This is a genomic window from Gordonia amicalis NBRC 100051 = JCM 11271 (assembly GCF_000332995.1).
GTDB lineage: Bacteria > Actinomycetota > Actinomycetes > Mycobacteriales > Mycobacteriaceae > Gordonia > Gordonia amicalis.
In genome coordinates, this window is the sequence record NZ_BANS01000003.1 from 1 (window position 1) to 11318 (window position 11318).

10 protein-coding genes and 1 pseudogene are annotated in these 11318 nt (G+C 67.0%); 4 read left to right on the top strand and 7 right to left on the bottom strand.

All coding sequences use genetic code 11. The features are described 5' to 3' along the window. Positions 1–78 precede the first annotated feature (78 nt). Complete coding sequence (locus GOAMI_RS01580) at positions 79–1335, bottom strand: HNH endonuclease (RefSeq protein WP_006434632.1); 1257 nt, start codon at positions 1333–1335, stop codon at positions 79–81. A gap of 184 nt (positions 1336–1519) precedes the next feature. Here GOAMI_RS01580 and GOAMI_RS01585 point away from each other — a divergent pair, with 184 nt between their 5' ends. Next, complete coding sequence (locus GOAMI_RS01585; RefSeq protein ID WP_006434633.1) at positions 1520–2917, top strand: AIM24 family protein; 1398 nt, start codon at positions 1520–1522, stop codon at positions 2915–2917. Between the two features lie 15 nt (positions 2918–2932). On the opposite strand, the gene GOAMI_RS01590 is transcribed toward GOAMI_RS01585, so the two are convergent. Both GOAMI_RS01590 and GOAMI_RS01595 read right to left on the bottom strand, forming a co-directional pair. Then, positions 2933–3424, bottom strand: a complete 492-nt coding sequence (locus GOAMI_RS01590) for a hypothetical protein (protein WP_006434634.1) — start codon at positions 3422–3424, stop codon at positions 2933–2935. Next, positions 3421–4277: pseudogene (locus GOAMI_RS01595) on the bottom strand (ParA family protein). The gene GOAMI_RS01590 and the pseudogene GOAMI_RS01595 overlap by 4 nt, the downstream one beginning before the upstream one ends. Before the next feature lie 174 nt (positions 4278–4451). Between GOAMI_RS01595 and GOAMI_RS01600 the strand changes: the two are divergent. The 3 genes from GOAMI_RS01600 to GOAMI_RS01610 all read left to right on the top strand — a co-directional run bounded on the left by GOAMI_RS01600 (position 4452) and on the right by GOAMI_RS01610 (position 9325). Then, positions 4452–4907, top strand: a complete 456-nt coding sequence (locus GOAMI_RS01600; RefSeq protein ID WP_006434636.1) for an SRPBCC family protein — start codon at positions 4452–4454, stop codon at positions 4905–4907. A 378-nt stretch (positions 4908–5285) separates the two neighbouring features. Further along, positions 5286–8627, top strand: a complete 3342-nt coding sequence (locus GOAMI_RS01605) for a hypothetical protein (protein WP_006434637.1) — start codon at positions 5286–5288, stop codon at positions 8625–8627. Between the two features lie 239 nt (positions 8628–8866). Beyond that, positions 8867–9325, top strand: a complete 459-nt coding sequence (locus GOAMI_RS01610; protein ID WP_006434638.1) for an SRPBCC family protein — start codon at positions 8867–8869, stop codon at positions 9323–9325. A 91-nt stretch (positions 9326–9416) separates the two neighbouring features. Here GOAMI_RS01610 and GOAMI_RS01615 read toward each other — a convergent pair whose 3' ends face one another. Genes GOAMI_RS01615 through rplN form a run of 4 tightly spaced genes read right to left on the bottom strand, consistent with a single transcriptional unit; the run spans position 9417 to position 10871 of the window. Then, positions 9417–9602 carry a type Z 30S ribosomal protein S14 gene (locus tag GOAMI_RS01615; protein ID WP_005197641.1) on the bottom strand — a complete coding sequence of 62 codons (186 nt, stop codon included), beginning with the start codon at positions 9600–9602 and terminating at the stop codon, positions 9417–9419. Position 9603: 1 nt separating this feature from the next. Continuing rightward, on the bottom strand, positions 9604–10182 hold the full coding sequence (gene rplE, locus GOAMI_RS01620) for a 50S ribosomal protein L5 (RefSeq protein ID WP_006434639.1): 579 nt from the start codon (positions 10180–10182) through the stop codon (positions 9604–9606). Position 10183: 1 nt separating this feature from the next. Beyond that, complete coding sequence (rplX, locus tag GOAMI_RS01625) at positions 10184–10501, bottom strand: 50S ribosomal protein L24 (protein WP_005197643.1); 318 nt, start codon at positions 10499–10501, stop codon at positions 10184–10186. Position 10502: 1 nt separating this feature from the next. Beyond that, positions 10503–10871, bottom strand: a complete 369-nt coding sequence (gene rplN / locus GOAMI_RS01630) for a 50S ribosomal protein L14 (RefSeq protein WP_006434640.1) — start codon at positions 10869–10871, stop codon at positions 10503–10505. Positions 10872–11318: the final 447 nt, after the last annotated feature.

Genomic DNA, 11318 nt, shown 5'->3' on the forward strand with positions numbered 1-11318 from the left:
GCCGACCGGCTCAACCAGCAGGAGTCGATGCTTCGATTCGGTGGCGTAGCCAAACCCGCTGCGCGTGAGTCTGTTTCGTTAGGCGGCGATGTCGTCGAGTCGCATGGTGCGGCGGTTGTAGGCGGGCAGCGGTCGACGCTGCGGGTCGACGTCGGCGGGCGGGATCAACCAGGGGTGGCGGTCGAAGCCCATCAGGATCTCCCAACCGTGGTGATGGACTTGGGTGTGGCAGCGTTGGCAGAGTAGGCAGCCGTTGTCGAGGTCGGTGTCACCCTCGTCGGACCAGTGCTCGATGTGGTGAACCTGGGTATGTGAGTGCGGTGCACCGCATTTGATGCAGGACTCGTCGCGCAGGATGATCGCCTTGCGCAGGTGTGCCGGGAACAGTCGTCGTTCGCGGCCCATCTGCAAGGGCACGGTCTCGCCGTCAACGATGATCTCGGTCAGGGTTCCGTCGCAGGACAACCGTTTCGCAGTCGCCTGCGTGACCGACCCGGTCCAGGGCAGGAATGCGGGATCGCCGCCGTCGGCAGGGATGGTCAGCAACGTCTGAGTTCTCGGTGTTCCGATGGTGTCCATGGCCGCACCTACTGCGGCTTGGTCCAGCAGCACCTCGAGTGCGTCTGCGCGTCGTTGTTCGGCGGAGCGGCGGTCGTCGGCGCCGTCGGGTTCGGGCCGGGGCATCGATCGTTCGTCGATCATCGCGATGAATTTCTCCCCGACTGCCTGGGTGACGCTGGCGCGGATGTCGATGCGGGAGTCGTCGGTGAGGTGGTGTGACAAGGTGTCCAGGGTTCGGTCGTCGCTGGCTGGGATGCCGCCCTGATCGTCAGCGTTGGTGTTGCCGATTGTCTGGGCGTGCTTCTGTATGTCGGTGGGTGCGGCGCCGGACAGGGCCTGGGTGAGGAGTTCGGTCTCGTAGATGTCGTGATCGTCGTCGGATAGCTGTGTGGGGGAACGTTTCTCGATGGTCGTGATTCCGCGCACGATGGCGTCGACGACTTCGGCGGAGAGTCGTCCGTCGGCAGCGCAGGCCTCGACCTTGCTCAGCGTGCCGAGAGCGTCGGCGATCCGAGTGGTGCGAGTAGCCGCTGCGGGTGGGAACCCCATCTCGATCAGCAACTTCTTGGTGGTGGAGCCCGCCTTGTCCGCGACGCCGAGGTCGTCCAGTTGCGCCGCGTGCGTGGCGATCTGGTGATCGGCCACGTTGCGGATCAACCGCCAGAACTCCAGCTGGGCACACGTTGTGCGGCCGGTGGAATCGTCGACGGGTGGGGTGATCTCGACGAGTCGGTCGAGGATGGCGTCGAGTGACGCAGTGTCGGTATCGATCATGACGGGAGCCGTCTTTCTCATGGAGGATCAAACCGGTGGGGTGGGACCGTCGTCGAAGACTGCTCGTCATTGATTTCTGTGTCTTCAGTTCTACCTCGGGGGTCCGACAGTTCCCGACCGGGCAGGTCCGCGGGTGACGTCAGTCGGTATACAGGCAATTCCCTCGCGCGTCCGACTTGGCACAATGGACGACGTGCTCACCCTGTCCGCCGGAGAGAACCGCCCATTGCCGTCGTCGGCTGTGACGGTCTCGGTGCGTTCGGTATCGCCGGTCAACACCTCGGCGATCCTGCTCACCGATGCCGGTCGCGTCCGCTCCGACGCCGACCTGATCTTCTACAACCAGCCGGCCGGTCCGGGCGTCGGATACCGGTCCGCGGGGGCGGTCGACATCGTCACCGTCGACACCGCCGCGCTGCCCCGCGACATCACGACGGTCGTCGTGGCCGCGAGCCTCGACGGCAGCGGGCCGTCCACCTTCGCGACCGCCGGTGCGCTGACCGCGACACTGAGCGGCGGCGGCGAGGAACTCACGTTCGCGCCCACGGGCCTCACCAGCGAGGCCGCCGTCGTCTGCCTGGAGATCTACCGCCGCAACGACACCTGGAAGGTCCGCGCCGTCGGTCAGGGCTACGACGCCGGGCTCGCGGGTCTCGTCTCGGCCTTCGGCATCGAGGTCGAGGACGACCCGGCGCCGCCACCCGAGCCCGGCCGGCCACCGCGGGTGACCGATCCCCAGCCGTGGCCGCCCGCCGCGCAACCACAGTCACCACCCGCGGCCGCGCCGCCACCGGTCACCCCGCCCCCGGCTCCGGCCACCACTCAACCCACGGGAGTCCCCATGCACAGCGATCTGTTCGCCCCGTCCCACGCCGAGGTCAGCGGCCAGGGAATCCAGAAGCAGGGCAGCAAGATGTGCCGCATCGGGCTCTCGGGGGAGGTGATGGCCCGCACCGGGTCGATGGTCGCCTACCAGGGTGACCTCAACTTCGAGGCCCTCGGCTCCGGCGGGCTGGGCCGGATGATGCGCCAGGCCATGACCGGCGAGGGTGTCCCGCTGATGAAGGTCACCGGACGCGGCGACCTGTTCCTCGCCAACGCCGCGTCCGACGTCCACCTCATCGACCTCGACGGCACCGACGGCCTGACCATCAACGGCGCGAACGTCCTGGCGTTCGACTCGACCCTGCGCTACGACATCCAGCGTGTCCAGGGCGCGGGCGCGATGAGCAACGCGGGCCTGTACAACTGCGTGTTCACCGGTCGCGGACGCATCGCCATCACCACCGACGGCACCCCGGTGGTGCTCAACGTAGACGCCGCGACCTACGCCGACCCGCAGGCCGCGGTCGCGTGGTCGTCGAGTCTCCGCACCTCGGTGAAGTCCAACGACTCGTTCAACCTCGGCACCCTGATGGGACGCAGCACCGGCGAACGTTTCACCCTCGCCTTCTCCGGCCAGGGGTTCGTCGTCGTGCAGCCGTCGGAGCTGCCGCCGGGCGGCTTCATCGGCGGCACGGGCGGCGGCGGGGCCGCGGGCTCCGGCGCCGGCGGGATGCTGGGCGGCATCCTCGGACGCTGAGCCCGGCGTCGGCTCCTACCGGAAGACGCTCCCCTTGTTCTCCGACGCCTCGACCCGTTCGACGATCCAGGCGACGAGCACCTCGACCTTCCGCTTGCGGCCGGTTTCCTTACGGGTGTCGAGTTCCTGTTCGGCGATGATGTCCCGGAGCTGCTCGATGGTCAGCTCGCCAAGCCGCGCCGCCAGGTCCTGCCCGCCGCTCTCGCGGTAGACGACGAACGGGTCGAACGCACCCGGCTGACGCGTCACCCGTGGCTTCGGCGCCGCGGCACGCTTCCGCGGCGCCGGCACCGGTGCTGCGCCGAGGACACCATCGGCCGGACGCAATGCGTCGACGACTCCGGTCAGCGCGGCGGCGAAGCGGGAGGACCGCTCGGCTTCCGCGATGATCACCGTGGTCAGTCCGGCGATGAGCTGTGCGGCTTGCGGATTCTTGGCGTCCAGCTGCGCGAGCGCCCCGCCGACGGCCTGGTACTCCATTCGACGGCGGGTGTCGTCGGAACTCATCGGATCTTCTCCTGCGCCTCGGTCATCACGTCCATGGCCAGCCCACGGAACTGGTCGAACTGCCCTTGATTGCCGTATTTGCCCCGGAGCGTCCCGTAGGGCGTGAACTCAGCAGCTGCCGCCACGGAATTCGCCTCGTTGATGTAGCTGGGCAGCACATGCTGGATGGTGGGATCACGGCGCAGACGCAGGGCCGTCGACCGGTGCACGGCCGAGTTCGCCTTGTACTTGGTGATCACCACGCCGAGTTCGACGATCGTCCGGCCGATCTCGTCGCCGATCTTGCGCACGCGGGTCTGAATCTGGGGAATACCGTACGTGGACAACACATCCGGGATCGTCGGGATGATGTAGGCATCCGCGGCGGCCAGACCGTTCAGCGTGACGGGTCCGATGTTCGGCGGGCAGTCGATCAGCACGTAGTCGTAGAAGTCGACCACCGGTGCGATCGCTTCACGCAGGAACTGGGTTCCGTTGCCTCGAGCGCGCCCCTCCACCCGCAGTGCACTCAGTTCCTCCTGGACCTCGATGAGATCCAGGGACGACGCCAGCAGGTCGACGGTATTCACCTTCTTCACCGGGGAGACACCCCGTTCGATCGCGTCGTTCAGCCGGAAGTACTGGGTACCGTTGATCGCGTCGGAGAACAGCGTGGCCAGCGTGCGGCCATTCGTGTTCAGCTCGAACCACCGCTCCTCGCTGATCATCATGGTGGTCAGATTGATCTGCGAGTCGAGATCGATGAGCAAGACCCGCTGCCCGAACTCCGCCGCCATGAACTCGGCCAGCCCGGCGGTCACGGTCGTCTTGCCGACACCGCCTTCAGGCTGATCGTCGCGATCACCTTCGCCATCGAAAAGTCTCTACCTTCCCTGCAATCTGCTTCGGCAGTGTGCAGGGAACGGGTCGCTCCATCGCACTGGTCAGCCGCCCCGGCCGCGAGCTTAGCACCGCGATCCGACGCGAAAATGCGCGCCATATACCAACTTTCGTTACGGATTCCGGGGTCACGGGTAACGTCGCGCCCATGCCCGTTGCCTCCGCCTCCGTCGTGATCAAGCAGTCGGTCGACACCGTCTGGGAGTATTGCCTGGTCCCCGAGCACGTCGCGGCACTCACTCCGGGTGTCGTCGGGATCGTGCCGGTGTCGGACGGGCCCACCCGCGTCGGCACCACGTGGAAGGGCCAGATGAAAGCGCTGGGCCGCACGGTCGACTGGGTCGGCGAGTTCATCCGCGTCGACCCCGCTGAGGCAACCGAGTTCACCTCCACGGAGTCGCCCGTCGGGTTCACCATCTCCGCCACCTTCGATGACGCGCGGGACGGAGTCCGACTCACCTACCGCGTCCACAACGATGGTATCGGCGGCGGCGCCATCGGCCGGGTCGCCGACGCGCTCGCCATCCGTGCCTATCAGCGCTCGTTGTCGGCCAGCGCCCGAGAGCTGCCGCGCCTCGTCGACAACTGGGCGGCAAGACGCTGATCTCGGTCGCGAGACCCCCGGGACGACACGATTCGGGTGTCGTCCGCTCGGACGGTTTTCGTGTCGCCCGCCTGAGCGATCGGAGGTCGCATCAGCGGTCACGTCGCCGGTCGTCGATCTGAGCCGTGGCCCAGCCGAGCACCGGAAGCACTGCACCACAGCACAACCCGGATGGCCCCCGTTCGGGGGACGCCGCGAGCCCGGCGGCGGGTCCATCACACGCGGGACTCCGACCAGGTGAATCGTTCGCGGAACTGTTCGTGACCGCCGCTGCGAACGACTACCGTCAGAGACGTCGGCTGGGTCCGCGGTGGTGATTTGTTCACCCATCGTCGTTCACAGCGATATGTGCTGCTTCGTATCGAAGGTCTCCCGAAGATGACCATGACCACTGCGCGACCCCGCCGCGTCCGGGTGCTCGCGGTTGCAGCTGCCGTGGGTCTGGCGCTCTGCTTCGGCGGGCAGGCACCCGCGACGGCCGAGCCGAGCGACTCCGGTGGCGGCTCGCACAGCGTGGACGCCCCTGGTTCCGGAGGGGACTCGAGCAGCGGTGGCGAGTCGGGCAGTGGCGACTCGGGCGGCAGCACCTCCGGCGGTAGCGGCTCGGAGGGCGGTGGGAACTCCTCCGGCAGCGGTTCGGGCGGCACCGGGTCCGGCGGCGACTCCAGCAGCGGAGACTCCGGCGGAGGCTCCGGCGACAGCGCACCCGACCCCGGGTCGAGCACGGACTCCGATCCCGGCGATTCCACAGGAGAACCCTCGAGCTCCCTCACGGAGAACGACGTCGTCCCGGTGGACCCCACCCCGCCATCCGAGACCGAGGGGGCCAGCGCGGGCGAGCCCAGCGCGCCACCTGCCGCCGAGGTGACCGAGCCCGACCCGGAACCCTCCTCCGACCCCGCCCCGGACACCGCAGCCGCGGACGTCGACGTCGACATCAACCGAAACCCGGTGCCGGACCGACCCGACGACTCCGACCGCGCCGGCGCCGACGGCACTCCGCCGCCCGGAGCCGAAGGCCGACCCGGGGACTCTCCGCTTGCCGCACGAGCGGCTGGGGCGACCGGATCACAGTTCGATCCTCGCGTGTCGCCATCCGGCGACCCGCCTCCGTGGGCCCCCATGCTCAAGACCTCCACCCCGCCGGTCGCCGTGGCCCCGCAGCCGTACAAGACCGGCGCCTTCGGGCTCCTGACGTTCCTGGGGATCCACATCCTCGGAGGAGGAAGCACCGGCGCGGTCAGCCCGGCACCGTGGACCCTCCTGTGGTGGATACGACGTTTCGGCACCCCCGGCCCGGTCGCCACCGCCGAATCTCCCCTCACCCCCTACACAACCGGCCTGGTGACAACCGATCCCGACCAGTTCCTCGGCTCGGCCGAGGGGTCGGGACCGAACAGTCCCGTCCCACAGTCCGCGCTCGTCGGCGGTCTCGTCTTCGGTTCCGCACTCCTCACCAGAAAGCGCATGGCGGCCGCGGTGACGGTCACGGCGAACGACCCTGCGTCGACGATCCCGGTACCACGCCGCACTCATGCAAAAACGGTGGCAGCACCCGCTCCCTCCGGCGTCCTGCACGGTTCCTTGCGGTTCACCGATCCGGACGGAAACCCGATCCCGACGACGCTGCACGGCGTGACACGGACGAGCGACCAGACCTTCCTCACCGCGAGCGGCAGCGTGCTCGCCTACGACGAGTCGACCGGCACGTACACCTACTCGCCCGGCCTGCCGGCCCGCGTCGCAGCAGCCGCACCGGATGCCCCGGAATCCGCTCGCTTCGACTCCGTGGTGATCACGGCGGACGACGGCCGGGGCGGTACGACACCGATCACCGTCGCCCTGCCGATCACGAGTCCGTACACCCTCGGGCAGGTGTCGGTACCCGGCTGCCAGATCGACGACGTGGTCATCGGCCACGACGACGCCGCGTTCGTGACCACCCGACGCGGCGACGGTTGCACCCAGGTCTCCGTGGTCCGGCCGAAGACCATGACGGTGGCGACGGTCCCCATCGCGGGGTCGCCGGCCGAGCCGAATCGTGGCGTCGTCCTCGGCCCCGACGGCCGCGCCCATCAGCTCACGGAACTCGCGGAGATCGCCGACGAGACCATCAGGACATCGGTGCGGGTCACTCGAGTGGATCCGTCCGGCGCCGCGTCGACCACCCGACCGATCCTCGGCCAACCCGCAGATCACCTACTGTTCGACGCCGCCGGCGTGGGCTACCTGCTGACCACGTGGTCCGACGACGACGGCCGGACCTACACCTACCTGACCGCCCTGGACCACGACGGCACCGCCTCTACGTTCCCGCGTATCCCCGGCGCCGGCAGCCGCCTCGTCCTGTCCTCGTCGGGGAAGGTGTTCGTCTCGACGTCGGATGCCGATGGAACCCGTCTCTACGAGGCCCGCCCTGCTGGACTCTCGCCCGTCGGGCTGGTGTTCGACGGCGAGGGCGGCGACATATGGGCGCGGCGCGGGGACACGCTGTACTTCGTGCGCCATCACGGCGATCACGTCGGCCGACCGGTCGCCACCCTCGCGATCCTCGACCTGGGGGGTTCGATGACCACCGTCGAGGAGATCCCCGGGCTCGTGTCCTCCGTGGTGCCGACCGACACCGCCGTGTATGTGGTCTCATGGTCTCCCGAATCGGTTCATGTCACCGCAGTCCGTTCCGAGAGCCGGATCTCGACGGTCGATCTCGCCGGCACCGGCGACGGCGGCGCCGTTCCCGGACCCGGCGACCACCTCTTCCTCGCGCTGACGAATCCCTCAACCGGGATGAGCGCCGTCGTCCGGATCTCACCGGACGGCATCGCGCAGATGATCGCAACGGGAATCGGGCCGGCGTCCGTCCAGGCAGACGCGATCGGCACCGTCCTCATAACCACGACGACCACCACGCCGGCCGGCGAGGACACCACGACCGTCACCGTCATCCGCAGTGACAGCATCGTGGACGACGGGTACGTCGTCCACGGGACTCCGGTCTCGGTCCACTTCGACCGGACCGGCGCCGCGCATATCCCGATGCTCGCCACCGACCCGGTCAGCGGGGCCCCGCTCATCTCCCTCGCGGTGATACGCCCGGACGCCACGACCGTGGTGTCCCCTCCGGTCTTCGGGGAGCCGGCCGGCACCCCGGCGATCGCCCACGACGGTCGGACATATCTGCCGCTGACCCGCTTCTGTCCCCAAACCCGGCGACCGACAACGACTCTGGTCGTTTTCCACACCGATGGTTCGGTCGTCGAGGCCGGGGAGTTCCACGGACATTCGACGCACGGCCCGGTCATCTCACCCGACGACGACGTCATCCTTCTCACGCACGACACCGGTACCACGACGATCCGTCCGATCAGGACGACCGCCCACAGCAGTCACAGCGTCGAGAACCCCGCCCCCGCCTTGGTTTTCGAGGTCAAACCGACCATCTCTGCCATCAACCCGAAAACGGGCGCCGTGTCGGGTTCGGTGGCCGACACGACCGGCCAGACCTCCGCTCTCCGTTATCTGACCACCGACTCCCAGGTGATACTCGATTCCGGCAGCGGCACATTCGTTTTCACGCCCACAGCAGCGCAGCGCCACTGGACCACCGGGTCGGCCTCACACGATTTCCCCGTTCTGGTCTCCGATGCGTCGGGGTCATCCACGGTGATCTCGGTGCGCGTCCCGATCATGCCTGCGACCACCCCCGATCCACTCGATTAGACTGCGCGGCAACGACTTCGCCGCACCGAAACGGATGAGCACACATCCACGCCGTTCGTGCCAAGCCAGGCGAGCGCCTTTGTTAGACAAAACAATTGACCGTTTTATCCGGTGGTCAGGCAGCTCTCGGCGGCGTATTCTCATCGATGCATGGAACTAGGTACAGCACGTCACACCTACCCGCCGTCCCGGGCGGCGTAGGACACCACCCATTTCTTCACTTTGCACAGGACCTCGTCATGCCCGAATCCAACGCCTCCGTCGTCGTCAAGCAGCCCCTCGAAAAGGTCTGGGAATTCACGACAGACCCCGAAAATGCCGCCAGCTACTTTCCTGGAACCGTAGAACTCACCTCTCTCTCAGACGGCCCTGTCGCCGTCGGCACACAGTGGAAGGGAAAGACCGCACTGCTCGGGCGGACCATGGACTGGCGCGGGGAATACACCCGTGTCGACGCCCAAAAGGGAACGGAGTTCAAGACGATCGAATCCCCGTTCAAGTTCTCCATCCACACCGACCTCGAGGACACCGCCGATGGCGTACGCATGTCCGTCCGCGTCGATTCCGCCAGCGGACTGGGCGGAGTCTTCGGCAAAATGGCCGATCCCATCGTCACCCGCATCTATCAGCGCTCCCTCACCGCATCGATCGAGAGCATCCCCGATCTCATGGACGCGTGGCTCGCCCAGAAGGGATGACCACAGAAGGGTTGACCACAGACACGAAACGGCCCCGATCTCCGCGAGGGAGATCGGGGCCGTTCGTCAAAGCGTCAGCCTCGGGGAAAAGTCACCAGCTGGACTTCTGCACGCCCGGGAGCTCGCCCGCGTGCGCCATCTCGCGCAGGCAGATTCGGCACAGGCCGAACTTGCGGAACACCGAGTGCGGACGGCCGCACTTGTTGCACCGGGTGTAGCCCCGCACGGCGAACTTGGGCTTCTTGTTGGCCTTGTTGACCAGAGCCTTCTTTGCCATGTCAGTTGTCCTTAACGTTGTTGTCCTTGAACGGGAAGCCCAGGGCACGAAGCAGTGCGCGGCCTTCCTCGTCCGTGCGGGCAGACGTCACGACGGTGATGTCCATACCCCGCGGGCGGTCGATGTTGTCGATGTTGATCTCGTGGAACATCGACTGCTCGTTCAGACCGAACGTGTAGTTGCCGTTGCCGTCGAACTGCTGGTCCGACAGACCGCGGAAGTCGCGGATACGCGGGAGGGCGATGGACACGAGGCGGTCCAGGAACTCCCACATGCGGTCACCGCGCAGGGTCGCGCGGGCGCCGATCGGCATGCCCTCACGCAGCTTGAACTGCGCGATGGACTTGCGAGCGCGGCGGATCTCCGGACGCTGACCGGTGATCTTGGCCAGGTCCTCGACAGCGCCGTTGATCAGCTTCGCGTCACGGGCGGCGTCGCCGACGCCCATGTTCACGACGACCTTCACGACGCCGGGGATCAGCATCACGTTGGGGTATTCGAACTCTTTGTTCAGCGCATCCTTGATCTCCTCGCGGTAGCGAGTCTTCAGGCGCGGCTGGATCTTCTCAGTAGTGGTCATCTCAGATGTCCTTCCCGCTCTTGCGCGAGATCCGGACCTTCTTGCCGGTCTCTTCGTCGACGCGGTAGCCGACGCGGGTCGGGTTGCCGTCGGAATCGACGACCATCACGTTCGAGACGTGGATCGAGGCTTCCTGGGTCACGATGCCGCCGGAGGAGGCACCGCGCTCGTTGGCCGATGCGGCGGTGTGCTTCTTGATTCGGTTGACGCCCTCGACGAGGACACGCTGGGTCTTCGGGAAGGCCTGGATGACCTTGCCCTTGGCTCCCTTGTCCTTGCCCGAGATGACGATCACGGTGTCACCCTTGTGCACCTTCATGTCAGATCACCTCCGGTGCCAGCGACACGATCTTCATGAACTTCTTCTCTCGCAGCTCGCGGCCGACCGGGCCGAAGATGCGGGTACCACGGGGGTCGCTCTCACCCTTGAGGATGACGGCGGCGTTCTCGTCGAAGCGGATGTAGCTGCCATCCGCACGACGGCGCTCCTTGGTGGTGCGCACGATGACGGCCTTGACGACCTCACCCTTCTTGATGTTGCCGCCGGGGATGGCGTCCTTGACAGTGGCGACGATCACGTCACCAATGCCGGCGTAGCGCCGCGAGGAACCGCCGAGCACGCGGATGCACAAGATTTCCTTGGCACCGGTGTTGTCGGCGACCCGCAGGCGAGATTCCTGCTGAATCACTCGTTAGTCTCCTTGACCTGGCTTCTTATGTACGGCGGATTTCCGACCCGACGCACACGGTCCGCTGCCACCGAACACACGCCTGCCTGGGGTTTTCCACCAGGCTGTGACACCTGGACGGATCGCCCAGTGGGTTCGTGAGCCGATTCGCGACACAGCAGTGCCGCAGGCAACCCCACAAGTGTAGGGGAACTCCCAGGTGGGAGCCAAATCCATCCATCCCGCCCGCGACCGAGAGCTGGTACGTGCTCGCGGCTCGAAATGTTTTCTCGGCGTGGACCCATCTGCCGCGATGTCCCACACGAAGCACCCACGGGACGAGACCAGCCCGTACGAACCGCTCGGCAGCGAGCCCGGTGAGTACGGCACCGCGATCGGTGACCATGCAGGACGCGTGGCCCGTCGGCGGGGGGACCGAAGAGCGTCACGAGTGCCGGGGGATCTGCT

Excerpts from the sequence above, each read along its gene's own strand:
- rplX (WP_005197643.1), bottom strand. The coding sequence starts at position 10,501 with ATGAAGGTGCACAAGGGTGACACCGTGATCGTCATCTCGGGCAAGGAC.
- GOAMI_RS01585 (WP_006434633.1), top strand. The coding sequence starts at position 1,520 with ATGGACGACGTGCTCACCCTGTCCGCCGGAGAGAACCGCCCATTGCCG.
- GOAMI_RS01580 (WP_006434632.1), bottom strand. The coding sequence starts at position 1,335 with ATGATCGATACCGACACTGCGTCACTCGACGCCATCCTCGACCGACTC.
- GOAMI_RS01605 (WP_006434637.1), top strand. The coding sequence starts at position 5,286 with ATGACCATGACCACTGCGCGACCCCGCCGCGTCCGGGTGCTCGCGGTT.
- GOAMI_RS01610 (WP_006434638.1), top strand. The coding sequence starts at position 8,867 with ATGCCCGAATCCAACGCCTCCGTCGTCGTCAAGCAGCCCCTCGAAAAG.
- GOAMI_RS01590 (WP_006434634.1), bottom strand. The coding sequence starts at position 3,424 with ATGAGTTCCGACGACACCCGCCGTCGAATGGAGTACCAGGCCGTCGGC.
- GOAMI_RS01615 (WP_005197641.1), bottom strand. The coding sequence starts at position 9,602 with ATGGCAAAGAAGGCTCTGGTCAACAAGGCCAACAAGAAGCCCAAGTTC.
- rplE (WP_006434639.1), bottom strand. The coding sequence starts at position 10,182 with ATGACCACTACTGAGAAGATCCAGCCGCGCCTGAAGACTCGCTACCGC.
- GOAMI_RS01600 (WP_006434636.1), top strand. The coding sequence starts at position 4,452 with ATGCCCGTTGCCTCCGCCTCCGTCGTGATCAAGCAGTCGGTCGACACC.